The sequence below is a fragment of the Enterobacter mori LMG 25706 genome, assembly GCF_000211415.1.
GTDB lineage: Bacteria > Pseudomonadota > Gammaproteobacteria > Enterobacterales > Enterobacteriaceae > Enterobacter > Enterobacter mori.
On record NZ_GL890780.1, the window covers coordinates 541,703 to 567,581 of the forward strand.

The 25,879-nt window shown below is 55.8% G+C and carries 31 protein-coding genes and 1 tRNA gene; 6 read left to right on the forward strand and 26 right to left on the reverse strand.

Going from position 1 to position 25,879, the window contains the following annotated elements; genetic code table 11:
* Nucleotides 1-79: 79 nt before the first annotated feature.
* The 5 genes from rpsU to ENTMO_RS0120805 all read left to right on the forward strand — a co-directional run bounded on the left by rpsU (nt 80) and on the right by ENTMO_RS0120805 (nt 7,370).
* Nucleotides 80-295, forward strand: a complete 216-nt coding sequence (gene rpsU / locus ENTMO_RS0120785; RefSeq protein WP_001144069.1) for a 30S ribosomal protein S21 — start codon at nt 80-82, stop codon at nt 293-295.
* A 115-nt stretch (nt 296-410) separates the two neighbouring features.
* Nucleotides 411-2,156 carry a DNA primase gene (dnaG, locus tag ENTMO_RS0120790; protein ID WP_010435739.1) on the forward strand — a complete coding sequence of 582 codons (1,746 nt, stop codon included), beginning with the start codon at nt 411-413 and terminating at the stop codon, nt 2,154-2,156.
* Between the two features lie 123 nt (nt 2,157-2,279).
* On the forward strand, nt 2,280-4,151 hold the full coding sequence (gene rpoD, locus ENTMO_RS0120795; protein ID WP_260662717.1) for an RNA polymerase sigma factor RpoD: 1,872 nt from the start codon (nt 2,280-2,282) through the stop codon (nt 4,149-4,151).
* Between the two features lie 161 nt (nt 4,152-4,312).
* On the forward strand, nt 4,313-5,362 hold the full coding sequence (gene yncE, locus ENTMO_RS0120800) for a 7-bladed beta-propeller protein YncE (protein ID WP_010435743.1): 1,050 nt from the start codon (nt 4,313-4,315) through the stop codon (nt 5,360-5,362).
* Between the two features lie 10 nt (nt 5,363-5,372).
* On the forward strand, nt 5,373-7,370 hold the full coding sequence (locus tag ENTMO_RS0120805) for a TonB-dependent receptor domain-containing protein (RefSeq protein WP_029485200.1): 1,998 nt from the start codon (nt 5,373-5,375) through the stop codon (nt 7,368-7,370).
* A 30-nt stretch (nt 7,371-7,400) separates the two neighbouring features.
* Here ENTMO_RS0120805 and mug read toward each other — a convergent pair whose 3' ends face one another.
* Nucleotides 7,401-7,907, reverse strand: a complete 507-nt coding sequence (gene mug, locus ENTMO_RS0120810) for a G/U mismatch-specific DNA glycosylase (protein ID WP_010435747.1) — start codon at nt 7,905-7,907, stop codon at nt 7,401-7,403.
* 124 nt (nt 7,908-8,031) lie between these two features.
* Between mug and ENTMO_RS0120815 the strand changes: the two genes are divergently transcribed.
* Nucleotides 8,032-8,107 (forward strand) — tRNA-Ile (locus tag ENTMO_RS0120815).
* Nucleotides 8,108-8,192: 85 nt separating this feature from the next.
* On the opposite strand, the gene ENTMO_RS24790 is transcribed toward ENTMO_RS0120815, so the two are convergent.
* The 25 genes from ENTMO_RS24790 to ENTMO_RS0120930 all read right to left on the reverse strand — a co-directional run bounded on the left by ENTMO_RS24790 (nt 8,193) and on the right by ENTMO_RS0120930 (nt 25,742).
* On the reverse strand, nt 8,193-8,393 hold the full coding sequence (locus ENTMO_RS24790; protein WP_010435749.1) for an ogr/Delta-like zinc finger family protein: 201 nt from the start codon (nt 8,391-8,393) through the stop codon (nt 8,193-8,195).
* Between the two features lie 67 nt (nt 8,394-8,460).
* Entirely contained in the window at nt 8,461-9,615 is a 1,155-nt protein-coding gene (locus ENTMO_RS0120820; RefSeq protein ID WP_010435752.1) for a phage late control D family protein, read from the reverse strand.
* Nucleotides 9,612-10,076: a phage tail protein gene (locus ENTMO_RS0120825; protein WP_010435755.1), complete on the reverse strand. Its 465-nt coding sequence runs from the start codon at nt 10,074-10,076 to the stop codon at nt 9,612-9,614. The genes ENTMO_RS0120820 and ENTMO_RS0120825 overlap by 4 nt, the downstream gene beginning before the upstream one ends.
* Nucleotides 10,077-10,087: 11 nt before the next feature.
* Nucleotides 10,088-12,367, reverse strand: coding sequence for a phage tail tape measure protein (locus ENTMO_RS0120830; protein WP_010435758.1), 2,280 nt, complete (start codon nt 12,365-12,367; stop codon nt 10,088-10,090).
* Complete coding sequence (locus ENTMO_RS0120835; protein ID WP_309232527.1) at nt 12,357-12,515, reverse strand: GpE family phage tail protein; 159 nt, start codon at nt 12,513-12,515, stop codon at nt 12,357-12,359. Before ENTMO_RS0120835 ends, ENTMO_RS0120830 begins: the two co-directional genes overlap by 11 nt.
* Nucleotides 12,512-12,805 carry a phage tail assembly protein gene (locus tag ENTMO_RS0120840; RefSeq protein WP_010435764.1) on the reverse strand — a complete coding sequence of 98 codons (294 nt, stop codon included), beginning with the start codon at nt 12,803-12,805 and terminating at the stop codon, nt 12,512-12,514. The genes ENTMO_RS0120835 and ENTMO_RS0120840 overlap by 4 nt, the downstream gene beginning before the upstream one ends.
* A 57-nt stretch (nt 12,806-12,862) precedes the next feature.
* Nucleotides 12,863-13,381: a phage major tail tube protein gene (locus ENTMO_RS0120845; protein WP_010435767.1), complete on the reverse strand. Its 519-nt coding sequence runs from the start codon at nt 13,379-13,381 to the stop codon at nt 12,863-12,865.
* An 11-nt stretch (nt 13,382-13,392) separates the two neighbouring features.
* Nucleotides 13,393-14,586 carry a phage tail sheath protein gene (locus ENTMO_RS0120850; RefSeq protein WP_010435771.1) on the reverse strand — a complete coding sequence of 398 codons (1,194 nt, stop codon included), beginning with the start codon at nt 14,584-14,586 and terminating at the stop codon, nt 13,393-13,395.
* Between the two features lie 146 nt (nt 14,587-14,732).
* Nucleotides 14,733-15,248: a tail fiber assembly protein gene (locus tag ENTMO_RS0120855; protein WP_010435774.1), complete on the reverse strand. Its 516-nt coding sequence runs from the start codon at nt 15,246-15,248 to the stop codon at nt 14,733-14,735.
* 14 nt (nt 15,249-15,262) lie between these two features.
* Entirely contained in the window at nt 15,263-17,515 is a 2,253-nt protein-coding gene (locus ENTMO_RS26755; protein ID WP_010435775.1) for a phage tail protein, read from the reverse strand.
* Nucleotides 17,516-17,526: 11 nt separating this feature from the next.
* On the reverse strand, nt 17,527-18,057 hold the full coding sequence (locus ENTMO_RS0120865; RefSeq protein ID WP_010435777.1) for a phage tail protein I: 531 nt from the start codon (nt 18,055-18,057) through the stop codon (nt 17,527-17,529).
* Nucleotides 18,050-18,958 carry a baseplate assembly protein gene (locus ENTMO_RS0120870; RefSeq protein ID WP_010435780.1) on the reverse strand — a complete coding sequence of 303 codons (909 nt, stop codon included), beginning with the start codon at nt 18,956-18,958 and terminating at the stop codon, nt 18,050-18,052. The genes ENTMO_RS0120865 and ENTMO_RS0120870 overlap by 8 nt, the downstream gene beginning before the upstream one ends.
* A gap of 5 nt (nt 18,959-18,963) precedes the next feature.
* On the reverse strand, nt 18,964-19,314 hold the full coding sequence (locus ENTMO_RS0120875) for a GPW/gp25 family protein (RefSeq protein WP_010435782.1): 351 nt from the start codon (nt 19,312-19,314) through the stop codon (nt 18,964-18,966).
* Nucleotides 19,311-19,952, reverse strand: coding sequence for a phage baseplate assembly protein V (locus tag ENTMO_RS0120880; RefSeq protein ID WP_029485202.1), 642 nt, complete (start codon nt 19,950-19,952; stop codon nt 19,311-19,313). The genes ENTMO_RS0120875 and ENTMO_RS0120880 overlap by 4 nt, the downstream gene beginning before the upstream one ends.
* 121 nt (nt 19,953-20,073) lie before the next feature.
* A complete protein-coding gene (locus ENTMO_RS0120885) occupies nt 20,074-20,541 on the reverse strand; it encodes a phage tail protein (protein ID WP_010435785.1) in 468 nt (155 codons plus the stop codon).
* Complete coding sequence (gene lysC / locus ENTMO_RS26760) at nt 20,504-20,749, reverse strand: Rz1-like lysis system protein LysC (protein WP_010435787.1); 246 nt, start codon at nt 20,747-20,749, stop codon at nt 20,504-20,506. Before lysC ends, ENTMO_RS0120885 begins: the two co-directional genes overlap by 38 nt.
* On the reverse strand, nt 20,637-21,062 hold the full coding sequence (gene lysB, locus ENTMO_RS0120890) for an Rz-like lysis system protein LysB (RefSeq protein ID WP_010435789.1): 426 nt from the start codon (nt 21,060-21,062) through the stop codon (nt 20,637-20,639). The genes lysC and lysB overlap by 113 nt, the downstream gene beginning before the upstream one ends.
* Entirely contained in the window at nt 21,059-21,568 is a 510-nt protein-coding gene (locus tag ENTMO_RS0120895; protein ID WP_029485203.1) for a lysozyme, read from the reverse strand. Before ENTMO_RS0120895 ends, lysB begins: the two co-directional genes overlap by 4 nt.
* On the reverse strand, nt 21,552-21,773 hold the full coding sequence (locus ENTMO_RS0120900; RefSeq protein ID WP_006178624.1) for a phage holin family protein: 222 nt from the start codon (nt 21,771-21,773) through the stop codon (nt 21,552-21,554). Before ENTMO_RS0120900 ends, ENTMO_RS0120895 begins: the two co-directional genes overlap by 17 nt.
* Nucleotides 21,764-21,967, reverse strand: a complete 204-nt coding sequence (locus tag ENTMO_RS0120905) for a tail protein X (RefSeq protein WP_010435799.1) — start codon at nt 21,965-21,967, stop codon at nt 21,764-21,766. The genes ENTMO_RS0120900 and ENTMO_RS0120905 overlap by 10 nt, the downstream gene beginning before the upstream one ends.
* Nucleotides 21,968-22,145: 178 nt before the next feature.
* Complete coding sequence (locus tag ENTMO_RS0120910) at nt 22,146-22,586, reverse strand: DinI-like family protein (RefSeq protein ID WP_029485204.1); 441 nt, start codon at nt 22,584-22,586, stop codon at nt 22,146-22,148.
* 109 nt (nt 22,587-22,695) lie between these two features.
* The gene (locus ENTMO_RS0120915; protein WP_010435806.1) at nt 22,696-24,885 is read right to left on the reverse strand and encodes a replication endonuclease; all 2,190 of its coding nucleotides are present in this window, start codon (nt 24,883-24,885) and stop codon (nt 22,696-22,698) included.
* Between the two features lies 1 nt (nt 24,886).
* A complete protein-coding gene (locus ENTMO_RS0120920; RefSeq protein WP_010435809.1) occupies nt 24,887-25,108 on the reverse strand; it encodes a TraR/DksA family transcriptional regulator in 222 nt (73 codons plus the stop codon).
* Nucleotides 25,108-25,335 (reverse strand): DUF2732 family protein, encoded by a 228-nt coding sequence (locus tag ENTMO_RS0120925; protein ID WP_010435811.1) that lies wholly within the window; start codon nt 25,333-25,335, stop codon nt 25,108-25,110. The genes ENTMO_RS0120920 and ENTMO_RS0120925 overlap by 1 nt, the downstream gene beginning before the upstream one ends.
* 68 nt (nt 25,336-25,403) lie before the next feature.
* Nucleotides 25,404-25,742, reverse strand: coding sequence for a DUF5347 domain-containing protein (locus ENTMO_RS0120930; RefSeq protein WP_010435814.1), 339 nt, complete (start codon nt 25,740-25,742; stop codon nt 25,404-25,406).
* Nucleotides 25,743-25,879: the final 137 nt, after the last annotated feature.

Sequence of the window (25,879 nt, forward strand, 5' to 3'; positions counted from 1 at the left end):
AGTAAAATTCCGCACCATGTTTGAAATAAGCTGGCGTTGATGCCAGCGGCAAACCGAATTTATTAAAGGTGAGAGTTACATGCCGGTAATTAAAGTACGTGAAAACGAGCCGTTCGACGTAGCACTGCGTCGCTTCAAACGTTCATGCGAGAAAGCAGGTGTTCTGGCTGAAGTTCGTCGTCGTGAGTTTTATGAAAAACCAACGACCGAACGTAAGCGCGCTAAAGCTTCCGCTGTGAAACGTCACGCGAAGAAACTGGCTCGCGAAAACGCCCGCCGTACTCGTCTGTACTAATTGGTTGAGGGCCTCAGCCCTCAATTGACAGACAGAGTAATAGTCGTAAGGCCGTGCTTCCGGAAGGAATGCGCGGCTTGTTTTCGTTTATAAGTCGCTTAAAATTTTGGGGCATATGGCCGGAAGAATCCCACGCGTTTTCATCAATGACCTGCTTGCCAGAACCGACATCGTCGATCTCATCGACGCGCGGGTAAAGCTAAAAAAGCAGGGCAAGAACTACCATGCGTGCTGTCCGTTCCATAACGAAAAAACCCCCTCCTTCACCGTAAACGGTGAAAAGCAGTTCTACCATTGCTTCGGCTGTGGCGCACACGGTAATGCCGTCGATTTTTTGATGAACTACGACAAGCTCGAGTTCGTTGAAACCGTCGAAGAGCTGGCGGCGATGCATAACCTTGAAGTGCCGTATGAAGCAGGCAGTGGGCCAAGTCAGATCGAGCGCCATCAACGGCAAACGCTGTATCAACTGATGGATGGCCTGAATTCGTTTTACCAACAGTCTCTTAAGCACTCTGCGGCTGAGCCTGCGCGTCAGTATCTGAACAAGCGCGGACTGAGCGACGATGTCATTGCGCGTTTCGCTATTGGTTACGCCCCGCCCGGCTGGGACAACGTGTTAAAGCGTTTTGGCGGCAATAGCGAAGATCGTAAGTCTCTCATCGATGCAGGCATGCTGGTCACCAACGACCAGGGACGAAGCTACGACCGCTTCCGTGAACGGGTGATGTTCCCGATCCGCGACAAGCGAGGCCGGGTAATTGGTTTTGGTGGTCGCGTGCTGGGTGATGCCCTGCCGAAGTACCTCAACTCCCCGGAAACCGATATTTTCCATAAGGGCCGCCAGCTGTACGGTCTTTATGAGGCGCAGCAGGATAATGCGGAACCTCCGCGTCTGCTGGTCGTCGAAGGCTATATGGACGTCGTGGCGCTGGCGCAGTACGACATCAACTACGCGGTTGCGTCGTTAGGTACGTCCACGACTGCCGATCATATTCAGTTGCTGTTCAGGGTGACCAACAACGTCATCTGCTGTTACGACGGTGACCGCGCAGGACGTGACGCCGCCTGGCGCGCGCTGGAAACCGCGCTACCTTATATGACCGATGGGCGTCAGCTACGCTTTATGTTTCTGCCCGACGGTGAAGACCCGGATACGCTGGTGCGTAAAGAGGGCAAAGCGGCGTTTGAAGCGCGGATGGAGCAGGCTCAGCCGCTCTCCACGTTTTTGTTTAACAGCCTGATGCCGCAGGTCGATTTGAGTACCCCTGACGGGCGCGCGCAGCTCAGTACGCTGGCGCTGCCGTTAATCAGCCAGGCGCCCGGCGAAACGCTGCGCATCTATCTGCGTCAGGAGCTAGGCAACAAGCTCGGCATTCTGGACGATAGCCAGCTTGAACGTTTAATGCCTAAACAGGCTGAAAACGGTGCGGTTCGCGCCGCGCCTCAGCTAAAACGCACAACCATGCGTATACTGATAGGGTTACTGGTGCAAAACCCCGAGCTTGCTCCGCAAGTGCCGTCGCTGGCGGGTTTGAACCACGAAAAATTGCCCGGACTTGGCTTATTTTCAGAACTGGTCAACACTTGTTTGTCTCAGCCAGGTCTGACCACCGGACAACTTTTAGAACATTATCGCGGCACAAAAGAGGCCGCTACCCTTGAAAAATTGTCGATGTGGGACGATATAGCAGATAAGGACATTGCAGAAAAAACGTTCACCGACTCGCTCAACCATATGTTTGATTCGATGCTTGAGTTGCGCCAGGAAGAGTTGATAGCTCGCGAGCGCACACACGGTTTGAGCAGCGAAGAACGCCGGGAGCTCTGGATGATTAACCAGGAACTGGCGAAGAAATAAAAAATTTAACGGCTTAAGTGCCGAATATCGATCGGGAAGCCCCCGGCAGCCGCACTGAGAGGCAGCGGCAAAAATATAAGTACGCCCTCGCTTTAAAGGTTGGCAGCCCCATCGCCGACACCAATCAAACGAAATAAGTGTGGATACCGTCTTATGGAGCAAAACCCGCAGTCACAGCTGAAACTTCTTGTCCAACGCGGTAAGGAGCAAGGCTATCTGACCTATGCCGAGGTCAATGACCATCTGCCGGAAGATATCGTCGATTCAGATCAAATCGAAGACATCATCCAAATGATCAATGACATGGGTATTCAGGTGATGGAAGAAGCACCGGATGCCGATGATCTGTTGCTGGCTGAAACCTCCAACAACACTGACGAAGATGCGGAAGAAGCTGCTGCACAGGTACTGTCCAGCGTGGAATCTGAAATCGGGCGTACCACTGACCCGGTCCGCATGTACATGCGCGAAATGGGTACCGTTGAACTGTTGACCCGCGAAGGCGAAATTGACATCGCTAAACGCATCGAAGACGGGATCAACCAGGTTCAGTGTTCTGTTGCTGAATACCCGGAAGCCATCACCTATCTGCTGGAACAGTACGATCGCGTTGAAGCTGAAGAAGCTCGCCTGTCCGATCTGATCACCGGCTTTGTCGATCCGAACGCTGAAGAAGATATGGCGCCTACCGCCACTCACGTCGGTTCAGAACTGTCTCAGGAAGAGATGGATGACGACGAAGACGAAGATGAGGAAGAAGAAGACGACAGCGACGACGACAACAGCATCGACCCTGAGCTGGCACGTGAGAAGTTCGGTGAGCTGCGTACCCAGTACGAAGTCACGCGTGACACCATCAAAGCCAAAGGCCGCAGCCATGCCGCCGCTCAGGAAGAGATCCTGAAGCTGTCTGAAGTGTTCAAACAGTTCCGCCTGGTGCCAAAACAGTTCGATTACCTGGTGAACAGCATGCGCGTCATGATGGATCGCGTGCGTACCCAGGAACGTATCATCATGAAGCTGTGCGTTGAACAGTGCAAAATGCCGAAGAAGAACTTCATCACCCTCTTCACCGGCAACGAAACCAGCGAGACCTGGTTCAACGCGGCTATCGCGATGAACAAACCGTGGTCAGAAAAACTGCATGATGTGAAAGACGATGTGCAGCGCGGCCTGATGAAACTTCAGCAGATCGAAGAAGAAACTGGCCTGACCATTGAGCAGGTAAAAGACATTAACCGTCGTATGTCCATCGGCGAAGCGAAAGCCCGCCGTGCGAAGAAAGAGATGGTTGAAGCGAACTTGCGTCTGGTTATCTCTATCGCCAAGAAATACACCAACCGTGGTCTGCAGTTCCTGGATCTGATTCAGGAAGGCAACATCGGTCTGATGAAAGCGGTAGATAAGTTTGAATACCGTCGTGGTTATAAGTTCTCTACCTATGCGACATGGTGGATCCGTCAGGCGATCACCCGCTCTATCGCAGACCAGGCGCGCACCATCCGTATTCCGGTGCATATGATTGAGACCATCAACAAGCTCAACCGTATCTCCCGCCAGATGCTGCAAGAGATGGGCCGCGAGCCGACGCCGGAAGAGCTGGCTGAACGCATGCTGATGCCGGAAGACAAGATCCGTAAAGTGCTGAAGATCGCCAAAGAGCCAATCTCCATGGAAACACCAATCGGTGATGATGAAGATTCGCATCTGGGTGATTTCATCGAGGATACCACCCTCGAGCTGCCGCTGGACTCTGCCACCACCGAGAGCCTGCGTGCTGCCACGCACGACGTTCTGGCTGGCCTGACCGCCCGTGAAGCAAAAGTACTGCGTATGCGTTTCGGTATCGATATGAATACCGACCACACGCTGGAAGAAGTGGGTAAACAGTTCGACGTTACCCGCGAACGTATCCGTCAGATCGAGGCGAAGGCGCTGCGTAAGCTGCGTCATCCAAGCCGCTCTGAAGTGCTGCGTAGCTTCCTGGACGACTAATCTGTCCTGACAGCAAAAACTCCCTGCGGGGAGTTTTTTTTGGGGATTTTCTACCGAGAGTACAAAAATTAGTAGGGGTGACCGCTTACATATGCAATTGTAAATGATATTTATTTTCATTATCATTTTTCTTTTCGTAAACTACTGTAAAGAAAAATTACATGAATTTCAAAACATTAAAAAATCAATCCCTCTGTGCGCTCGCGATTTCCCTAGCACTTCACGCGGGTTCTGTTTTGGCAAAGGATTTCACGGAAGATCAGTTTATCTCTCAGCCGCTGGGTCACGGCGTTTACGAACTGGCTTATGACGCTGGACAAAAGGCAGTCTACGCGGCCTCTGCCCCCTCTTTCGAGAAAGACAAAACCGCCGGTGAAGTGTTCCAGCTTGCGGTCGATTCACTAAACGTTAATGAGCGCATTACTACCCAGCGCCGCCCGTTTGCGGTTTCACTGGATGATGCCAGTCATATCCTGTGGTTAGGCAACCCGCTTGATGGCTCAGTGACACTGCTCGATACCCGCACCAACAAAGAAGTGAAAACCCTCCAGCTTGCGGATGCTGAGAATAAAGCACACGTCCGCGAAGTGGTTCTTGATAAGAAACACCACCGCCTGTATGTCTCCGGCATCGGCAGCGAAGGCAAAGGCGTGCTGTGGGTCGTCGACACGCAAAAACAGACGTTGCTGCTGACCCACAAACAGATGGATCCGGTCGGTTTTGCGGTCGATGAAGCAGGCGATAAAGTTTACGCTGTGACCGGCAAAGGCGAGCTAATTACCCTGGATGGCAAAACCTCGCAGGTTCTCTCCCGCGTAAAGGTTGACCCCGCTGAACCTAAACACTACTTCCTGAACATCGCGTTGAACACCGCCAAAGGCGTTGGTTTTATTGCGGATACCAACACCCGTGACGTGCTGGTTGTCCAGCTCGACTCCGGCAAAATTGTTCATCGCGTTCCAACACCGAACTCTATTGCCGCGGTCTACAACCCTGCGCGCGATGAAGTGTATGTTACCCATCGCAATGCCCGTCAGATAAGCGTTATCGATGCCAACACCTACAGCCTGAAACACACCGTCACAACGGCGGCGATGCCAAACAGCATGGTGCTTTCCCCTGACAACAAAACGCTGTTCGTCAGCGTGAAACAGGATGAAAAGGCCAACAAGGCTGACTATGTGCTCAAACTCGATTTAACCCCATTCTGAGGAGTGCGACGTGATGAACCAGACACGAACGGCGCTGGCGATGTCGCTCGCCCTCGCCACCCTACCTGCGGCAGTTTTCGCCGAGGAAACTACCCCGGCAGATGAAGATCAGCTTGTCGTCACCGCCACCGGTTTCGCGCAGGAACGCCGCGAAGCACCGGCCACCATCTCTGTCGTCGGTGAAAAAGAGCTTAACACCCGGTCGAACCAGAACGTCACCGAGGCGCTTCGTGAGATGCCCGGTGTATTAGTGGGCAACGGTAACGGAAGCCTGGCAACGGGTGATGTGCAGATGCGCGGCACCGACTCGACCTACACCTCTTACATGGTGAACGGTATCAAACAGGGTACCCGCGAATCCCGCCCTTACGGGCACCACATCGGCACCGAAGCGGCCTTTTTACCTCCGCTTGCCGCTATCGAGCGTATTGAGGTGATCCGTGGGCCGATGTCCTCCCTGTATGGCTCTGACTCCATTGGCGGCGTGGTGAACGTCATCACCAAAAAAGGCTACAACCTGGATGCATGGACCGGCGTACTGGAAGATAACTACTTCCTGCAGGAGAAGAGCGAGTACGGCAACACCAACCAGACCAACGCTTTCCTGATGGGGCCGATTATTCCCGGCAAACTCGGGGTGAGCGTGGCGGCGGATTATCTGGACCGTCGCGATGACGACAGCCAGAACGATGAGCGCTTTGTAAAGCACCAGGCCGGAAATCTGGACGCGACCATCAACATGTCGCCGACCGATACCCAACTGTGGGATTTAAATGTCGTTAAAGGGCATCAGGTAAAATCACACAACGATAAAGCCTGGGAATGGGATTTTGACCGCGATGCTGCGTCGCTTTCTCAGCACGCCTGGTACGGTGACGATTTGCTGGAAGCGAAGAACTTCGTCAGCTACGAGAACGCCAAAACCGAATATCGCGTTCCGGGGATGAGCTCGCAGTTCATCAAACAGCGTAACTACGAGGCCAATAGCGCGAACACCTTTACGCTTGGCGATCACAAGCTGACGCTGGGGATTAACTTCACCCGCAACGAGCTGGACGACACCTTCGGTATTGCAGACAAGGAAGTGCCGGGCGTCACGCCAGTCAGCAAAATCACGCGTAACGGCTGGGCGGTCTTCGCCGAAGACGCATGGATGATGGTGCCGGACTTCACCCTCACCACCTCAGCACGTCTCGATCACGACAGCTATTTTGGCTACCACGTGACGCCAAAACTCTACGGCAACTGGACGATTGATGAAAGCTGGGCGCTGAAAGGTGGCGTCTCTGCGGGCTATAAAAAACCGGATCTGCGCCAGAACAACGAAGGCTTCACCAGCGTTTACGGTTCGTATCCTTATTCCTATATTGGCATCGGTAACAACGACCTTAAGCCCGAGCAGAGCGTCAACACCGAACTGGGCGTTTACTGGCAAGAGGACGCGCTGGCGCTGGATGCCACCGTGTTCTTCACCAAATTTAAAGACAAGATCAGCGACTACACCATCTGTACTGCAACGGCTACGCAGAAGTGTGTGTACAACGGCTATGAAGCGGAAGAGGTCTCCCAGTACTTCAACGTCAGCGACGCGGAAATTTATGGTCTAGAGCTGAACGGTGACTGGCAGGTCACGCCCGCGCTGAAGGCTAACGCGAACTACACCTATACGCACAGCGAGCAAAAGAGCGGTCAGTACAAGGGGGAAGCGCTGAACGAATTCCCGAGCAGCATGCCCAACCTCTCCCTGACGTGGAACGCGCTTAACGATCTTGAGCTGTGGACCAAAGCCAGCTGGCGCAGCAACACGCCGAACACCGGGAAATCGACATCCACAGAGGCCTATGCGCTGGTTGATTTAGGCGCACGCTACCATCTCAACAAGCGCATCACGCTAATGGCGGGGGTCTACAACCTGTTCGACGTGAACCCGATCTACAAAACGTCCTATAACCAGTCTTCCCTGCTGGAAGGACGCCGCTACAACATGGGCGCACGCTTCGAGTTCTGACAGTGGTGCCGGAGCCTCTGGCTCCGGCAGCTACAGCCCGCGCACCATCAGCGCCTCATCCAGTTCGCGATAGGCTTCAACCAGCTTATCCAGCGTTGCCCTGTTTAATCCGCTTGGGTTTGGCAGCACCCACACCTGCGTTACACCGATGCGAATGCTCTGTTTACCCCACTGCGCCCCGCGCTGGCTGAATGCCTGCTCATAAGCCTGCTTGCCGAGGATAGCCAGCGCAGCGGGCTGATACTCCTCTATTTTCTTGACCAGTTCCCGCCCGCCGCTGCGTAGTTCATGCAGATTGACCTCGGTTGCCTGCACCGTAGGACGCTCGACCAGCATGGTGATCCCACAGCGCGTATCCAGCAGGTGTTGCTCCTCTTCTGGCTTAAGTAGCCTGTCGGTAAAACCTGCCTGATAGATCACCTTCCAGAAGCGATTTCCCGGATGAGCGAAGTGAAAACCGGTGTACGCCGAGGATTTCCCCGGGTTGATTCCGCAAAATACTACCCGCAGGCCAGGGGCCAGAATGTCGTTAATCATCTTTACTCCCACTGATACATCGTTATGGAAGTATAAAGGATTGATTATGCATTGTTTATAAAAACAGCAGGCAGGAGTGAATGGCTGGATTGCTGCGGGGAGTTACTTTATAATTCACCGCCACGGCCCCTTAGCTCAGTGGTTAGAGCAGGCGACTCATAATCGCTTGGTCGCTGGTTCAAGTCCAGCAGGGGCCACCAAATTTTAGCTTTAGAATCATATAAAAAAGCCCCTCTAGCGAGTGGCTTTTTTATTGGTTTTTTTCAACGGTCGGAAGCGAAGCCGCTAAGCGTGGGAAAGCGAAGCCGTTCGCGCATTCCCAGCGTCTCCAGGGGTTGCGATCAGACGCTCCACGGACTCCATCGTCACGAACGTACAGCTGCAGTCAACATTGGTGCACTGGTGATAGCGCTCTTTGGTGTTTTCACTTAAATAGCGACTGGTACGCGCATGCGCGGAATGCTTGCACTTAGGACAATGAAACATGTACCCCTCCGTTTAATTCACATTTTGTGAATTAATAATACTCAATAACAACGTAAAGGCAAACCAATTACTCACTGTCGACAGAAAATTTTTCGTCGGTGGCGTTCAACTCGAGGTTAAGCCTGGTGGTAAATCCGCTTTCGCTGAGGGTATGAACCACCTCGCTGATGATCCACGCCTGCTCGTCAATGACGCGTTTAAAACCGTTTACAAGCACCGGCGTTTCGGGAAACAGATCGGCTCGCCCCCGCGCCAGCTGGATGGAAAATTTCACGGTCCCCCGCTGGAGCGCACGCCACTTTGCCTCTGCAGCTCTGAGCGCCTGCTCTTCAGAGGCGTAGACCGTAGTGAGCTCAAACACGTTCTCCGCCGATCCCACCAGCATCTCCTGCGGCTTCTGCGCCTTGTCTACTGCTCCCGCTGTCGGCGCGGCGGCATTCGGGTGCATTAATGCCTCTGGCACCTGCCCCTCAGGCAATCGACTAATACTCAATTGAGGATTTTGTTTTTTAGGATCGCGCGTTTGCAGCCATTTGGCCGTCACGCCAGAATAGTTTTCACGATCGGCGACGGAAAAAAGATGCCGGTCGCCATCCCCACGTTCAATCACCATTAAGGGAATCGTTTTACCGCTGGCCGTCACGGCCTGGCCCGCCTTCATAAAAATAACCTTGCCGGCTTTGATTGAAACAAATGCGCCGTTGCGTTCGGCCAGGCGGGTGAGAAACGCCGCGTCTGTCTCCTGAGACTGATCGATATGCGAAATGGTGATAGACGAAAGTCCCGCCGCGACGCTAGCGGTCAACTGGTTACGCTGTGCGATAGTATTAACGATCGCGCCGATCGTCGTGTCATGCCACGACTGCTCGCGCCGCACGTTTAGCTTCCCGCGGAAATCCGCGCTGCATCCCCGAATGGTCAGCTTGTCCGGTGCGCCCTGAAATTCAATCGTATCGACCGTGAAGTTCCCTTTCTTTTGAAGGGGGGTTCCCTTCCATCCCAGCCATAAAGTGAGCGTTGCGCCCCGAGCAGGTAAATCTAGCAGTCCGTCGGAATCATCCAGTTGAATATCCAGCTGATCGGCTTCCAGCCCGCGTTTGTCGGTCATGGATAAGCTGATAAGACGAGGACTGACGTTTTGCGTGATATCACGATCGTCAAGCTTGAGCATAAAATCAGGGGCGATTTTCCCACCCGCCCGGATATTCATTTCGGTGATCATCCCACCAGCCCTCCAATGCTACTGCGTGCGCTCGTCACCAGCTCTTCAGCCTGCGTTCTCAGGTCGCCAAACATCGCCATTAGCGATTCGTCCACGCGTTTCAGCTCCAGCGTAAAATTAATTTTTCGCGCAGTGCCATCACTGTAAAAATCCGAATGCGTATGCGTGACTTTCTCAATGATAAACATGCCGTGAATGATACCGGTGCCGTCTATCAGCGGCCATGCCCGCCCTTCATTTGCCATCAGCTCAAGCGCCTTAAGAGAAAGCCGCCCTCCCGTGAGCTCCGGGTAAAGTAATCCGGACAAGCTGAAGGAGGTCTCACCTTCGCCAAGATACTGCCAGGCTTTAGGCTTCCCGATGCGATCGTTGGATGCCCAACGATAGCCCTTTGTAAACTGCATTGTTTGATACGGTAAGGTTCGTCGTTCAAAGACAAACAGACCCAGCACCATTAACATTTTCTATCTCCTCAACCGTACGTAAAGCTGGTTTGCTGCTTTCTCGCTTTCTCACGTTCACTGTTTTCTATTGCCTCCTGGATTTGACGAGTCAGATCCGTTCCGGAGGCCACGCTTCCCTGCAGCGTAATGTTGTATTCGCTTTTACTCTGATCGACGTATGAACGCCCTCCCGCGGCTGCCGTTGGCTGGTATCCCAAGAAGCCACCGTAAACCGGTGACGTCGGGTCCCAGGCACTGCCGGCATCAGCAGAAGATGTGTCTGCTTTCGGCACGACCGGGTCGATATTGCCCGACTCTTTTTTTATGACGCCGAGTTTCTCCAGCAGCCAGCTGGCCTTGCCGCTCAGGCTGTTAAAGAGATCAAGCGGAGCCATTAGCGCATTTCCCAGCGCCTGACCGAACGCCACGCCAACATTTTTGCAGCTGTCGAGCGTTTCCTGCGTCGCCTTGATCGGCGCAATCAGCTCGGTGAACCATTGCCAGATCCCGCTCAGTTTTTCTGCGATGAAATCAAACGCCTTTAACAGCGGGGAGAACAGCTCGCCCAGCGGCGCGAAGGCCGCAGAAAGCCCCTCAATCACGCCGCCAAAGAAGGCGCTGATGGGCTCCCAGTATTTAAAGATCAGCAAGGCACCGGCGGCAATCGCCGCGCCAAGGGCAATAACCGGCCAGCTAAGGGCTCCCAGCACCGTCATGATGGTGCCCCCCACCACGCTGAATCCCGTACCCAACATTCCTGCGGCGGTGATGATCATATTCAGGCCAGACAAAACCGGCGCGACGACCATGCCTAACCCGCCCAGTACGCCTGTAAACGCCTGCGCGCCGATAACGACGCCGACCAGACCTTGCGTCAGCTCAGGGTTAGCGTTCGCCCAGAGAGAGAGCGTACCGAGCCACCCGGTCGCGGTGGCGATCAGGGTGCGCAGGGCACCGTCCGCGTTATCAAATACATCTATCTTTAACCCGCTCCACGCGGCCTGGAACCGGTTGATATCGCCGTCAAGATTATCGGTCTGTACGAAAGCCGCGAGCGCGGTACTGCCCTTCGCCGCCTGCAACTGCTGACGTTTTTCATTAAGCGATCCATCACCCGCAGCGGAAGCCAGCACCCCCGCGGCTTTTATGGCATCCGGAGTCTGAACATGGCGCAGCATCGCGCTGAGCGCGTCCCCGGCAGCGGCACCTTTCATCCCTTTTTCCGCCAGGACGCCGAGCAGCGCGGTGGTCTCTTCAAGCCCCATACCGGAAGCATCCGCAGCGGGCGCAGCGGAGGTGACGGCGTCCTGCATCTCAGCGAGGCTGGTTTTCGAAGAGGTAAAACCGCGCGTCAGAACGTCTGCGATGCGCCCCGCATCCTGATCGGCCAGACCATACGCGGCCTGCGTACTGGCGATCATATCGGCCGCTCTTGCCGCGTCGACATTCCCCGCCAGGCTAAGGTTGACCGCTGGCGCGGTGGCCGCAAGCAGCCCATCGGCGTCAAAACCGGATTGGGCCAGCTCGCGCTGTGCCAGCGCGATCGTATCGACAGGGACGCCGGTGCTGGCGCTGACCTCCCGCGCCTGCTGTCGGATGGCCTCAAGCCGGGCGTCGCCCTTCTCCAGACCAAGGTTCGCCTGAATGGATGACATCTGCTTCTCAAAACTGATGCCAGGGGCCATAAACCGCGAGGTCTGGTCAAAACCTGCCTTTGCCATGCCCACGCCCGCATTTGCCAGCTGATGCACCCGTGAGGCCACGCGTTTACCTGACTCGTAGCGAGTCTGAACGGTATTCAGCCGCTCCTGCTGCTGATTAACGCGGGCCAGCGCATCCCGCTGTCGGTTAAGCTGCTGCGTTTTTTCGCTGATGTGGGTGCGTAAACGACGCTCATCCGACGAGAGCGTGCGCGTGTTTATTCCCGCCTGGGCGAGTTCGGTGCGCTGGCGTTGTACCGCGTAGCGCAGGCTGTTGTACTCGAGCTTAAGGTCGGCTGCTGATTTTCGGGCAGCGGACAGCGCATCTGCCTGCGCCTGGGTGGGGTTTTGCGTGTTCTTAAATTGCACCGCCAGCGCCGCGGCCTGCTGTCTGGCCTGGTCAAGCGACTGTTCCGTCACGGCGAGCCGGGCGTTTGCTTTCCTGAAGCCGTCAATACGCCCCGCCTGCTCATCAAGCGCGCGCAGCGCCGCCTGCGAATCACGGATCTCGCCCTCGAGAGAGAGGCCGGCATGTTGGATAGCCTTGAGCGGTCGGGTGGCCCGGTCAACGGCACTCAGCAGCTCCTGAAGTCTGACATTATTGCTCATGGTGGTTTCCGCTTCGCTGCAGCGCCTTTTCGCGCCATATAAGGAGTTCGGTCACGCTCAGGGAGTACAGTTCTGACAGCGGCCAGTGAAAGATCACCGCGATATCCGCCATCAGGTCGTCGACCGACAGGTTTTCAGGAAATTTCAGCGAGCCGAAGTCGGTGACAAAAAACCGACCACCTTACCGGCAAAAGAGAGCAGGTCGGAGGCATCCAGACGCGCAATCTCATGCTCGGTTAATGCGGGAGAGGTCATCCGTGGCAGTACCTTAATCAGGGCATCCACATCGGATTGCGCCAGCGACGCCAGCGAGACGCCACGCAGGGTGCCGGCATTGGGTTTGACGACGGTCACTTTTTCGATTTTTTGTTCACCGCGCTGAACGGGGCTATCAAGCATGACGGTGTGAGGATTTTCGCTTTCGTTGATATTTTCCATCTCGTTACTCTCAAAAAAAGGGGAGTAACCGGCCAGCAATTCTGGCCGGTTAAGAAGTTACAGGCCGATGGCCTTACGATGTTCCGCCAGACGATCGACGCCGTCGCCTTTCAGCCCCATGTTGATGATGTCAATCTCGATGACCTCTTTGCCATCAATGGTGAGCTGGTAATAAGCACACTCGGTCGACATCTTGGTGGTGCCGCTTTCACCCTGCTTGTTCTCACCACCGTCAAACTCTTTGTGACGGCCGCGCATCACAATCTCGACCGCTGAGATTTCACCGGTGTCGTCACGCTGGAAAGAGCCTGTAAAACGCAGCGGCACGCTGTCCGCGCCCGGAGAGGCATACTGCGCCCACAGCGCGACGTCAGGGAGACCGCCGATGGTCCACTCCAGCGCCAGGGCATCATCGTCCAGGCCGAGGTCGACGGAGACCGAGCCCGGCATACCGCCGCCGCGATACTTCTCCAGCTTGCGGGTCAGCTTCGGTAAGGTGACGGACTCAACCACGCCCATGTAGCTCAGGCCGTCGTTGAACATATTCAGATATTTAAGTTTGCGTGGTAACGCCATTCTTCAGCTCCTTAGCTGTTAACCGAATCTGACAGATCGGCCAGATAGGTATCGGTGATGCGCTGGCGCAGGGTCAGATTCTCCAGCGGCGGAACAGGGGTGTAGTCGTAATCGATATACAGTTTCCCCGCTTTCAGGGTCGACACGTCATTGGATTCCGGGTCATACCAGCAGGAGCCGTCAACAATGTAGCCGTTGGTTTTCAGTTCGCGGAATTTGGCGTTAATGCCGGAAATGATGTCGCGAATCAGCGTTGGAGTAATGGGCTTATCCATTGCCCATGCGTGCGCTTCCGCCATGGTGTCGGCCAGTACCTGCGCGGTACGGGTGTAGTTTTCAAACAGGAATAACGGGTCGTCAGAGCAGGTGCGGTTGCCCCAGAATTTGAAACCGTCATTGCGAATCAGCGTCGTCACGCCAGCCTGGTTAAGCAGGTTGGCATCGGTGGCCTGTTCCTGCAGATCCCAGGATACGGAAGCGCTCACGCCGGTGACGCCGTTGACGCCCACGTTTGACAGGGTTTTATGCCAGCCGGTGGTCTGGTCGATTTTGGCGCGCAGGCCAAGCGCGCGCGCGGTTGCCCATGCCATTTTAGTGCCGTTCGTCGCGGTATCCCACGCCAGGAAGTCCGGATGGATGACCATCAGCTCACGCTGGCTAAAGTTTTTGCGGTAGGCGATCGCCTCAGGAATGGTTTTACAGCCCCATGCGCTAACATAGCCAAACGCACGCAGGCTCTGGCACGTCGCGGCCAGCGCGGTGGCCACTTCCAGCGAATCCAGCCCCGGAACGCCGAGAATACGCGGCTTAACACCGGTGACGGTTTTTGCGGTCAGAAGCGCCTTCAGGCCGGTGTATTTACCGTTTTCGTCGGTGGTACCGATGATGTTAGAGATAGTCTCTTTCTGTGCCGCTTCAGGATCTTCCGGATCGTCGATACCTTCGGCCACTCGGACAACCACAACGACCGGCTTGCACTGGTCGGCGATAGCCTGAAGGGAAGCGGACAGCGTCCCCTGTTTACCGGCTTTCGCAATGGCGGATTGCACATTGGTAATGAGCACAGGCTCGTTAAGCGGGAATGTCTGTTCGTCAGCATCGCTGGCCGTACAGACCATACCGATGATTGCCGTCGAGACGGTGGAAATGGTGCGCGTGCCATCGTTGATTTCGATGACTTCCACGCCGTGGTGATAGTCGCCCATCTGTTTAACTCCGTGGTTAAGGTGTAAAACTATTTTCTGCCACCCTCTCATTCCATGCACTTCATCATGTTCCACCTGTCATTCACACAACAAACAAAAAGCCCTCTTAACAGAGGGCTGGAGTTATTTCGTCTTTTCAAATTAAATTACTGCGGGGGATCCGGGAAACTAACGGGTATTACGGTGATATCACAGGCCTCCAGAGCATCAATATAATCAAGCCAGGCGTTTAACAGGTTTAACTGTCTCTCCGTCAGCGTTCTGCCTGCCATTAACCTGGTCTGAGGTACAACTATTTTTTCTCTTGCCTCGCTAAGTAAGCGTTCGAGCTCGTCTTTTGCTAGTTGAAGCAGTTCTTCATGTGAATAAACAAACGGGGTAATTTTTTCACCATCAAATACCCAGCGCATTTCCGGCTCGAAAAAATTCTCCGGCACACTATTTTTTTCAATTTCCGAAACGGACAGATTTTCAGGTGCCAGCATGGAGGCATCCCATGAAGCAGCAACAATATTGCCTTTTCCATCAAACATAAATTTTAAAGAGGAGGCCGAAAATTTGGTCTGTGATGCATACCAGTCATTTCCATCCTCATCAGTGAATACCATGACTGTAAAGCCATCCATTTTTTTTGTTGAGGCAGTGAAATTTTTCATTAACATCGAATTAGTTATCCTTATGCGTAGGCCGCAGTAACCCATGAGCCGCCATTGATCTGATATTGCAACGGACGAAGACGAATCCAGTAATTAGAACTTCCCCGGTCAGCAAAAGATGTCATCACCCCACCGGTCAGGCGCTCAGTGTTCCCACGCTCTTGATATTCAGCGGATGCGCCAAAACGAATGCCTGTTATATAGCTGCCTTTGCCTTGATAGCGAGCTTCGCTTTCAGCCTTGGTATATGCGCTAGTTTTAGGCATATAACCTGCATCAGATTGTGCTTTTGTGTAATAACGCCCATCACTTTCAGCTTTGGTATACGAATCTCCCACCTTTAACAATGTAACAACAGCGTTACTGGCTTCATGCCTCATGTACGGCCTTGACGCATCACCGTTCGCAAAGCCAGCATAAGAGGCACTGTCGCGTAGCAGGAAGCGCGTATCAGCCAGCGTTTTGGTATAAAAACGCCCATCAAAATTAGCAAAACTGCCCGGTATAATTTGTCCTGGCGCAGAAAAATTACCGCTGGTATCCCATTTATAGTTAACATCCTGACCGCCGCTGCCTTTCATGTGCAGATGCCATGAAAGAGCGGTATCGGCAACAAGAGACCCCATGGAAAAAGCCCATGAATTGATCCCGGTAATACTTGCCTGCTGTTTGAACACCGGGTGGTATTCACTCGCTCCAGTTGTTGAATAGGTATTATAAAATGGTGCCTTTGTTTTGTACTGCTCGGCCCATGCAAATGAATTGCTATAACCCGCTGTAATTTCCTTCGAGGCGTAGATGGTATTGCCTACAGTAAAAGGTGTTTCGGATTGCAACGCCCCGGTTTCAAGACTCACACGTAAAGGACGCAGCGCATTGTAATTGCCGTAAGCATCGCCCTTATTGGTTACCATCAGATAAAGATTATTACCATCATTTCGCCAGAAACAACCGTAGTCCCCATATGCAATCCGATAGCTATTGGCTGAAAGAGATTGCACTTCCCCGTTTGAACGCAAATGACCGCTAAATTGTCCCGCACCGTTTGTCTGAAACAACAGCGAGCCGTCTTTATTTCGCTGTGAGTACAAATGGTAGCCGGTGTCATCCCCCAGTTCGACTACAGATGGGCGGTCTACATTACCCCAGAGGCGCAGAGCTGCATTCTTGTCAGAAGTATTAGATGAATAAAAAGAGAGTTTTTTCGTATTCCCTGAATAAAATCCGCCAAGTTGTGAGGTTAAATTACCCCTCACTCTCAGGCCGGTATTAGTGCTAATCGCCAGCTCCTCCTGCGAATCGGTACTGCCTGTCGCCAGACGGTATTCACCTCCCTGAACGGTTTCATGCCAGATAGTGTCCGTCGCTCCGCCGCGCATTTTACGCAGATAATTTTTATTGCCTGTCGTCGCGTTAGAGAGTGCCGTTAAGTTATAGGTTGACTGTGTTATGGCGTCCTGATTCAACGTTCCGGTCATACTGTCGCCGAATTTGCTGACTCGCTCACTGGCATTTTTATTGGCCGCAGCGGCGCTGTCGTTAGCGACTTTCACCGCCTTCGGCGTCGCCGCCTGCACCTCAGACACACTGTCAGTCGCGCTGCTAAGCTGGACAATCCCCTTTTGCGCCGTGGTGGCGTCCTGAGCCGCGTATTTCCCTTTCGCCAGGTCGTACGCCGCCTTCACCGCTTTCGGCGTTGCAGCGAGCACTTCGGAGGCGCTATCAATGGCGCTGCTGAGCTGTGTAAAGCCCTTCGCAACAAGGGTCGCGTCCGGATGGCGGCGCGACTGCTCGTGCTCCGCGAGCTTCCCGTCAACGTAATCCTGCGTCGCCATTACCGTTGAGGTGTCAATCGTCAGCTCAACGGACGCGATATCGCTGACCATGATGACCATGCGCAACGTCTGCGCGCGCCCCGAGCCCTCCACCAGCGTGGGTTTATAGCTTTCAGCCATGTTCCCGACGGCAATCAGCGTTCCGGCATCGTCATACAGCCCCATCTCGCGCATCCAGAAACCGCCAACCTCAGGCGGGATCAGCAGCTCTGCCACAACGTAGTTTTTGTTCTTCTTGTCCTGGCTGATTTTATTCAGCGCGTGGCGCCAGACTTCCTTCACCAGCTTTGTCTGGCTGGCATCAGGCACCGGCAACGCTCCGCCACCGTCGCCGACCGCCATCGCTGTAAAGTTCACTTTCTTCCCGTTCGGGACGGTTGCTGCAGCCAGTTTTTCCGCACCGGCTTTGGTGATAACCGTTTTATATTTCACTGTCATTGTGCTCTCGCTTATCCGGGGTAAACCGTGATGATGTCGCCGTCATAGCTCAGGGCGCCGGTATAGAGATAACCCGGGATGTCCTGGATGATATTCAGGCCGATAAGGTGACGGCTGGCAGGCTTTGCATCAGCAATAAGCCTCTCCATCTCGTAATACATTTCCTCGGTGATGCCCGTGTCTAACACGCCGATATCAAGGCGGAAGGTGCCGGGCGGATCGTTGGTTTGCCACCACTCGGTGACGTTAATCAGATAACCCAGCGGCTCCACTACGCGACGCACGGCGCCTATCGTTCCCTTGTGGGCATGGATAAACCACGCCGCGCGGATCACGTCACGCTTGGTGGCCTCCGGCCAGTTCTCATCCCAGCGGTCGACCGAGAACGCCCAGGCCAGCCACGGCAGCAAGTTTGCCGGGCAGGTATCTGCGCTCCAGAGATGGCGCAGCGGCACCGGCGTTTTTTCGATCTCCGCGCAGGCGCGCGCGGCCGCCACCTCAAGAGGCGACGAACCAACCGGCAGAAGACGGGTATCACTCATCGTTCCCCCCTACGGTCACGCTGTACTGGCTGCACCATGAGGCCTGCGTCTCATCGAGCACGATATCGGCTGCCGGCGCCGTCAGCTCCACGCGCTGCACCCCTTCCACATGAAGTGCGGCGTAAATAGCAGACTTGCGGATATCGCGCCCCAGCCGGTGCTGTGCCGTGATATAGGCCTGCAGCCGGGCTCTGGCCGCGTTGAGCACGGGTTCACTTTCAGGGCCAGGGAATAAGAACAGCGAGGCCACAATGCTGTAGTCGACAATATTGGCTGACTGGACGGTCACGCGGTCGGCGACGGGCCTGACGTCCTCATCGTTCAGCGCATTGCGAACGGCGGTGAGCAGCGCTTCGGACGCCACGCCATTATTCTCCCGCGAGAGCACGGAAACCGTAACGTTCGCAGGCTGGGGGCTAATCACGGAAATGTCTGCCACCCGCCCATCCGCGCTGCGGCCATGGAACTGATAAGCGCCCGTCGAACCGGCCACGCTTAGCCCTTCCGGCGCCTGCTGGATCCGCAGACGAAAGTCGGTATCGGATTCCATGACCGCTGGCGTGGGCGGGAACGTGGTGTCGTCGGCGGGCGTAATCACCAGACGCTGAAGATTAGCGTTTGCCCCAATCTGGTCGAGATCGCTGCCCGCGGCGTAGGCCAGCATGACCGCTCGCGCGGCCTCATTTACACGCTGACGCCAGATAACTTCCCGATACGCGTTTTCCTGCAGGAGCTTCACAATCGGCTCTGACTCCAGCGTCAGCGTGCGTGCGATCGCCTCTTGCTCCGCCTCAGGATAGAGCGAGACAAAGGTGGCCTTACGTTCTGCCAGCAGCGTCTCATAATCCACCTCCTCCACGACATCAGGCGCGGCGAGCTGGCTCAGATCAACAATAGCCATAGGGTTTAACTCAGTGAAATGGTGATAGAAAAGGAGCGATCGGACGTTGGTCGCGTGCCGGTGATATCGACATACAACGTCCCGTCATTCTCCGAGCGTTCGAACGCGATTGCCGTCAGGGTCATCCGCGGTTCCCACTTCTGGATCGCGGAGTAACAGGCGGCCATAATTTGGAGGCGCAGCGCCGGACTCTGGGGCCGGTCGATCATCGCCGCCAGCAAGGAGCCGTACTCCCTACGCATGACCCGCGAGCCAACGGGCGTCACCAGAATGTCGCGCACGCTTTGCCTGATGTGTTCAGCCTCTGAAATGCTGAGCCCGGTTTGACTGTTCATTCCCGTGTAGCGCACCGTCATTGTGTCCCCTTAGTCCAGCTTCCGCCGCTTTGCACACTGCCGTGGGCATGGTTGTCCACCTGTACCCCATTGGAGGTGAATTGACCGCCGGAGTGTTGGATATTTCCGGCCATCACCCCGCCCTTTTGCACCTCAAGCGAGGCGGTAATTAACTTGTTGGTACACACTACTTCGGGTGTATCAAGCGTGATGCGGGTCGCGGATTTCACGAGCACCACCGGTACGGTCGCGCTCAGTGATTCCGATGCGGTGATGGCTGCCGTTTTGATGCCGGTTGCCGCCAGCGCCCCGCTCCCGGGCTCGTACTCAATAACCGCCCCGTCGGGAAAGCTAACGTGAAGCGCATCGGGTGACGTCGACGGTGCCGGATGCTCGTCAGAGAAAATGCCCGGCAACACAAAGGCGGTATCCAGCTCTCCGCCGATGGCCAGCAGCAGTACCTGTTCGCCCTCGGACGGTGCCCACCACACGCGCGAACGGCCAGCGCGGCAGGTCATCCAGTTCAGCCAGGTGGTGTTCATCCCACCGGACTGGACGCGACAGAGCCCTCTTTTGAGGTCGACATCGGTCACAACACCGACACGAATAAGATTGCGGATCGCGCGAGCGATGCCGTGTATGGAGGTTAATGTATTCATAAGAAGAGAATGCCGCGCAGGGCGATCGGCAGCAACGAGACGGGGTTTGATGCGGGATGAAACAACAAGCAGTATTGCCGACTGGCCAGCCAACAGGGCTGCGGGCTGGCCATCAGCGCAGTCACACCTCCCAGCGGCTCACCAGCTCACCGTTGATGTACAGCTCCATCGGGCGCGTGACGGGTTCCGGCAGCGGCGGCTCCGGGGCATAGGTGGCGAGCAAGGTCCCCTCCTCCTGGGCAACCAGAATGCGCTCGGTCAGCTGCAGGCTAAAGCCGATCTCTGCCGTTTCATCGTCATTTAAGGCGACCTGAAAGAGAAAGCCATTTTTTTGCCCCTGTTCAAGGGTAAACATGTCCGGCTGGTTTTCCCGAAGCCAGGCCAGCACCGGAACAAAAATGCCCTCGCTGTCGCCGGAAAAACCGCTGACTTTCGCCTTCAGCTCATATTTCTTTTCAAACGAGAGCGAGGACGCCAGGCGTGCATCGATATTCCCGCTCCCGACGGACATCGCCAGGCGCTTCGGGTTTGCGCGCAGTTGTGGAACAGCGTCAATTAAGGCCTGACGCAGGCTCTTGAGTTTGTGCATCGCGTGTATCCTGACAGTCTTTAATGGTTTCAACCTGCAACGCGCAGGCAGTAAGGGCATGCTCAAGCCTGCGAATATCGGCACTCAGATCGCCGTTAGTGGCGGGCTCGCTCGCCGGCATCGGGCAGAGGCTCACCTTCGGGCAAGCGTGGTAAACAATGTGCGGCGGAGGCGCAGGCGGCGCGGACGTGCAGCCTGCGGACAGCATCAGGCAGCTGAGCGGTATACCAGCGGCGTAACTCTTCATTTTCATTTATCAACTTCCCAATGGCCACTTCGCGTCTGGCCAACGTTTCTCCGGCAGCGGCAAGCTCATCGCGGAGCCTGACCTGCGCGTTTTCATTTTCTCTGGCCAGCCGCTGCGAGACGTTAAGCTGTTGGTTCAGCGTGTTGATCGCGCTTTTTTGTTCGCGGACGATCTGGTTGGTTTTGGTCAGGGAGCGGGACAGGTTCTGATTGTCATGTCGATACCACAGGGTCATGGCCACCAGCGCGGCCAGCATCAGAAGAAGCGTTCTCATCGGCCCTCCTTCAGACACCAGGCCTTTTCACGGGCGCGACGGTTTTCAAGCCCAGCGTTTTTGTTCCCGTTGACGTACACCCAGCGGGTCAGCTCACCGCACGCCTGCGGCCACTCCTTGCGATTTATCAACGACACCAGCGTCGAACGGCAGGCGGCGCCGGTTCCCACGTTAAAGGCAAAACTGACCAGCGCATCATAGACACGGGGCGGCATCTCCACCGGTGCGCAGGCGGCAAGCCGTTTCTCAACCTTCATGACGTCGGCAATCAGGTTCGCCGCCGCGTCACGTTCGGTAATGTCTCTCGTCGGCACGACACCGGCCGTGTGGCCAATGCCTGACGTCCATACGCCCGCGCTACACCGGTAGGGCGACAGACGACACCCTTCGAGATCGGCGATCAGCGCCAGCCCTTCGGGCGAGGTTTTCAGTAGCCGAAAGTCCGGCATGAGCACCGCCAGCGCAAGCACGCTGGCGATGCTGCAACGCTTAATGATTGAGTTCACGAATGCTCTTCTTATCGAGGCCTAACGATTTGAGATAGCGCCAGGTTTTTCGCTTAAACCAGTAATTCGTCAGCGCGGTAAAAATGGCGCAGAGACTTCCCACGTAGAGCGCGACTTTCTCAGGAGACATCGCCCCAAACCAGGCCAACGCCACGGCCAGCCAGTAGGCAATAAACGTGGTGATTTTCTCCAGACTCAGTCCCATAGGTTCACGGTTTCTTTTCTGGGTGCGCTATCCACCTCAGGCATGTCTATTTCGCAGCCATGAGGCAGAACAACGCCGTACTCAGCGAGGCCAGGATTGGCTTTCAGAACGGTTTCGACGACGCCTGCCGTGCGCCCGTAATAACGGGCACAGATGGCATCAAGCGTATCGCCCTGCATTGCATAGATCTTCATCAGACGCTCCAACATCCGGATTACCAGGTACGGTAGAGTTTCCAGAGCCAGCGCCCTTTCCGCTAGCGCTGGCGGATGGACAATCGCGGACACAACAGGCCGTCCGCGAGCCGCGAGCGGCCGCCTGGCGAGCACAAAATCTGAATGAAGCGCGTCGTGCCGGTATAAGAGGCTGAGGCTAGCGCCAGCTCTCGTCTTCCCAGACTTCGCGGAGAATGGTGTCCAGCGCTTCGCGTTCGGCCTCGCCGTCAACGCCCAGCAGCTCAACGCCGGTCATGGAGCCTTCTTTCACCGTCCCCCGCGTTGACGGGAACAGGGGCCTAATCCTGCGGGTGAGTTCGCACTGGAATGCCGCCACGATGGACGGGCCAACGTGCTGATCTTTATCCAGCGTGATATTCACCCGCACATTGCTTTCTTTTTTGATTCGTTCTGGAACAGGCGATGCCGAGAAAACAACGGTAAACGCATTGTTTTTGATTAAATTCCCTCTCGCAATCTCAGCAATTAAATTCAGGGCAATCTCACGATCTCTCTCCTGACAGGTTCCTTCTGTCGTCAGTCGCGCAATCATCTCGACTCGTTCAATCATGACTTGCTCATTCAACTCTCTGTCCACACAACCTCCACCACGAGATACTGTATAAACATACAGTAGCACGTATTCATAAAAAGAGTGAAGCGAAAAATCAGAATGCCTTGCGGTATGTACATGATATCGATGGAGATTAGCGTTCCCGTTGGGTGAGCAGGCCCGTTAAATGCCCAATACGTTCAAGGATTTTCCGCGCCTTTTCCTGATAAGAACGCGCTGCCGGAAAGAGCGAACCGTCAGCGGCGCCTCTGCACCATTTGTCGTTAAAGCGGCTGACGCCGCCCGCCATAAGATGCAGGGCCTCTCCTCGGCTGATGGCGATTCCGGTGGCGAGCCGGATCTCATCAATCACCCTCTCCGGAACCCCGTTCTGCGGATCCCGCTCATAGACAAAGGGTGCCGATGCGCCGGGCCGGATGCGTTTGATGCGCTCGGTTAATGCCCGCCGCGCATGCCGGTTAAGGGGTTGAGAGGGATCGCTCACCGTACAGTTAATGACAGAACTCCGAGGAGGTGCAGGCGCAACCTGAAGGTCCACGGCCCGCTTCGGCACAATTTTCCACTGCGTGAGCCGGGTCAACACCGGGCTGCCAGCACCGACGGCGGAATCGTACACGCCGCGGATGCGAACGGTCTCCTCGCCGTACTGGTTAAATTCGGCGCGCGGTTCATACAGCGTGCGCACCTGCAAATCATCGCGACGCACAAACGGCCCGCCCTGTGCGGTGACATAACCCGCCCAGTCCCCGGCGTCCGCCGCGTCATGGACGGCGGCAAACTCCACGCTCAGACCGCGCGCGGCCTCGGTGTCCGTCAATCGACGCAGCTCGCGGTAGACGGTTACCGGCGCGCCGCCGATGAACTGAAACTGGCGAATGTGCCAGCGCCCCGCCCAGGCCGATACGGCGCACGCCGTCTCCTTCAGCAACCCGCCGCTTTCGTTATCGGTTTCGCCATCCAGCGCATAGCCGTCGATGTTCTTTGAGATGTATTTGGCGATATAGCCAGTAGCACTGCCTTTTTGCGGATCGATGGCGTCCGCGTGAAAGCGCACCCGTGCGGCGCTTTCACTCTGCAGCTCAGCGGCATCCTCCTCCCGCGCGTAGTCCCCTATAATCTGGCGTACACATTCGACATCTTCCGGCAGCATAAACATCAGCATGTGCCAGTGGGGCGTACCGTCGTGATGGGGTTCCGCAACGCGGATACCAAAAATGCGCCGCCCCTCCCGGTGCAGCTTTGCGCGAATGCGCGCCCACAGCCGCGTGAAGTAGCGCTGCGTATCCGCCGGGCTCGCCCCGTCCCACTTCGCGTTGGGGTAGCCCGCGCTCACGGTCGCGTGATACCGCGCGGGCGCGGTTAACGTATAGCACTCGCCCACATAGCCCAGCGCCTGGCAGATGTTTTCGAAGCCGCGAATGCGGGTCATCAGTTCACAGCGACGTATCGCCGGATTGGCTACCGAGCTGTCGTATTTATCAATCAGGCTGATGCGATTGCCCTCTTCATCTTCCAGCTCCATGCCCTTGAGAAATTCGCGGGTGCGGCGCTTCTGCTCGCGCCATTCCGTCACGCAGCGCTTGCTCGCATACGCCGTTCTCTTTTTGCTGACGTTGCCGAGGGCAATCTGCACATGCTCGCGCCAGGCGGCCGCGATCCGACGCAATCGCCCGCGCCACCACGCCTCGGAAAACAGGCGGATCACCGCCGCGGCAACATCATCTTTGTTGAAAAACGTCGTCGACACCCGCTCCCAGTGCGGGGGCGATACGTTAAACTGCCGTGCGATCAGTCCGGCGCGCTGATACCAGACGTACAGCGTCTGGTATTCACCCATGTCAGCATCGTTAATATTCGCCAGCTCGCCGCGAATAAAGCTGGCGATATCGGCGGCCAGCAGGTCGATATCCGCGCGGGACATATCGGGAAGTCGGTTATAGCGGGCAACCAGCTCGACCATCCGCGAGGCAAGGTATTGCAGAAGTCGGGTGTCGAAATGGCCTTCAAATACGGCCCGGGAGACCGCGTCGTGCAGGCCCGCGCAGGCATAGCGTTCAGAAACCTGCCGCAGGCGGGGCAGTATCCTGTTGCAGAAGCGGATCAAAAAGGCATTGGCCTGCGGGCTGCCCCGACGCTGTTCGAGAGCGTCGACCGTGCGCCAGACGTCAACGCGCACGCAGTCAGGCTGCTGTGAGAGGGCAATTCTTGCCTGCTGCAGCGCCGCGAAAAGGCGATCGCGGCGCTGCAGTTGGGCATGGGTAAGGTAGGGGCTGACAACGGCCGACCGCGGAGCGTTCCATGGATACTCAAATGACGTAGCCAACTCATCCTCCCCGGACGTGTTTATTTTTCATCTCCTCGATCTCCTGGCAGGTGAAGCACAGCGCCACGCCGGGCACCGCCATGCGGCGCGCTTCGGGTATCGGGGCCTCGCAGTCCTCGCAGAGGAAACGCGAAGGTGATGCGGGCCGTCTGCGGGCGTGATTAATGTGCCGCTCTCTGTCTTCCTGCTCGCGCGCCTGCGCAAGATCGATAAAATCGGCCATCAGTGCAGCTCCTGTGATTCACGCTCGTAGCGGGCCGCTTCGAGGCACAGCAGTTCGGCAACGTCTTCTCCGCTCATGCCGGTTTTAAAGATATGGCTTGCCAGCGCCTCCAGGCGCAGGGAGACCGCGCGGGCTCGCGCGCATCGCTCCTCTGTTTTTGCCTCCTTCAGCAGGCGTTTCAGTTCTTCACTTCCGAGTGGATAAGAGCGGTTTTCACTGTTTCGCATCACGCGTTCTCCTTAATTTCAGGCAATAGAATGCCCGGCGGGTTTACGCCATTCGTTTTTGGGTTGGGTTACATCGGCATGGTCAGCCGTTCAGGAAATAAACTCACAACAGCACGAAAATGGTTCATGGCGGTAATCAGCGCCCGTTTCTCCTCAGTCGTCAGCTCGCTGATATCGCACTCGTGGCGGGCGACGGGCAATCTCGCCAGGAAAAAGATGGCGGCCAGCGCCCTGCAGTTCTCCTCAAAACAGGGATCGCGCTTATCGCGCAGCTCGGCCATAAACCGCGCCAGCTCTTTTCCGCTATCGCTCCCGTATCGGGCGCGCAGTTCAGCGACGTGGTTAAGCCCGCTAAGACGAGCCCCCACGCTAAGTGGAACCCTCGCACGGGCAGCTTCTATCGCCATATCACCCCTCGAGTAAATTCACGCACGCTAATGCGCTGATAACGGGCACAGCACGGCTTTTTCCGCCGCTTGAGGATTGCGATTTCAGAAGCCATGCTGCATGATTCCCATTTTGATACTGTCTGCAATCATTAGCC

Bases quoted from the DNA above. Each gene is read 5' to 3' on its own strand.
- rpsU (WP_001144069.1), top strand. From the start codon at position 80: ATGCCGGTAATTAAAGTACGTGAAAACGAGCCGTTCGACGTAGCACTG.
- dnaG (WP_010435739.1), top strand. From the start codon at position 411: ATGGCCGGAAGAATCCCACGCGTTTTCATCAATGACCTGCTTGCCAGA.
- yncE (WP_010435743.1), top strand. From the start codon at position 4,313: ATGAATTTCAAAACATTAAAAAATCAATCCCTCTGTGCGCTCGCGATT.
- mug (WP_010435747.1), bottom strand. From the start codon at position 7,907: ATGATTAACGACATTCTGGCCCCTGGCCTGCGGGTAGTATTTTGCGGA.
- ENTMO_RS24790 (WP_010435749.1), bottom strand. From the start codon at position 8,393: ATGTTTCATTGTCCTAAGTGCAAGCATTCCGCGCATGCGCGTACCAGT.
- ENTMO_RS0120820 (WP_010435752.1), bottom strand. From the start codon at position 9,615: ATGATCACCGAAATGAATATCCGGGCGGGTGGGAAAATCGCCCCTGAT.
- ENTMO_RS0120825 (WP_010435755.1), bottom strand. From the start codon at position 10,076: ATGTTAATGGTGCTGGGTCTGTTTGTCTTTGAACGACGAACCTTACCG.
- ENTMO_RS0120830 (WP_010435758.1), bottom strand. From the start codon at position 12,367: ATGAGCAATAATGTCAGACTTCAGGAGCTGCTGAGTGCCGTTGACCGG.
- ENTMO_RS0120840 (WP_010435764.1), bottom strand. From the start codon at position 12,805: ATGGAAAATATCAACGAAAGCGAAAATCCTCACACCGTCATGCTTGAT.
- ENTMO_RS0120845 (WP_010435767.1), bottom strand. From the start codon at position 13,381: ATGGCGTTACCACGCAAACTTAAATATCTGAATATGTTCAACGACGGC.
- ENTMO_RS0120850 (WP_010435771.1), bottom strand. From the start codon at position 14,586: ATGGGCGACTATCACCACGGCGTGGAAGTCATCGAAATCAACGATGGC.
- ENTMO_RS0120855 (WP_010435774.1), bottom strand. From the start codon at position 15,248: ATGTTAATGAAAAATTTCACTGCCTCAACAAAAAAAATGGATGGCTTT.
- ENTMO_RS26755 (WP_010435775.1), bottom strand. From the start codon at position 17,515: ATGACAGTGAAATATAAAACGGTTATCACCAAAGCCGGTGCGGAAAAA.
- ENTMO_RS0120865 (WP_010435777.1), bottom strand. From the start codon at position 18,057: ATGAGTGATACCCGTCTTCTGCCGGTTGGTTCGTCGCCTCTTGAGGTG.
- ENTMO_RS0120870 (WP_010435780.1), bottom strand. From the start codon at position 18,958: ATGGCTATTGTTGATCTGAGCCAGCTCGCCGCGCCTGATGTCGTGGAG.
- ENTMO_RS0120875 (WP_010435782.1), bottom strand. From the start codon at position 19,314: ATGACGGTGCGCTACACGGGAATGAACAGTCAAACCGGGCTCAGCATT.
- ENTMO_RS0120880 (WP_029485202.1), bottom strand. From the start codon at position 19,952: ATGAATACATTAACCTCCATACACGGCATCGCTCGCGCGATCCGCAAT.
- ENTMO_RS0120885 (WP_010435785.1), bottom strand. From the start codon at position 20,541: ATGCACAAACTCAAGAGCCTGCGTCAGGCCTTAATTGACGCTGTTCCA.
- lysC (WP_010435787.1), bottom strand. From the start codon at position 20,749: ATGCTGTCCGCAGGCTGCACGTCCGCGCCGCCTGCGCCTCCGCCGCAC.
- lysB (WP_010435789.1), bottom strand. From the start codon at position 21,062: ATGAGAACGCTTCTTCTGATGCTGGCCGCGCTGGTGGCCATGACCCTG.
- ENTMO_RS0120900 (WP_006178624.1), bottom strand. From the start codon at position 21,773: ATGGGACTGAGTCTGGAGAAAATCACCACGTTTATTGCCTACTGGCTG.
- ENTMO_RS0120905 (WP_010435799.1), bottom strand. From the start codon at position 21,967: ATGAAGATCTATGCAATGCAGGGCGATACGCTTGATGCCATCTGTGCC.
- ENTMO_RS0120920 (WP_010435809.1), bottom strand. From the start codon at position 25,108: ATGGCCGATTTTATCGATCTTGCGCAGGCGCGCGAGCAGGAAGACAGA.
- ENTMO_RS0120925 (WP_010435811.1), bottom strand. From the start codon at position 25,335: ATGCGAAACAGTGAAAACCGCTCTTATCCACTCGGAAGTGAAGAACTG.
- ENTMO_RS0120930 (WP_010435814.1), bottom strand. From the start codon at position 25,742: ATGGCGATAGAAGCTGCCCGTGCGAGGGTTCCACTTAGCGTGGGGGCT.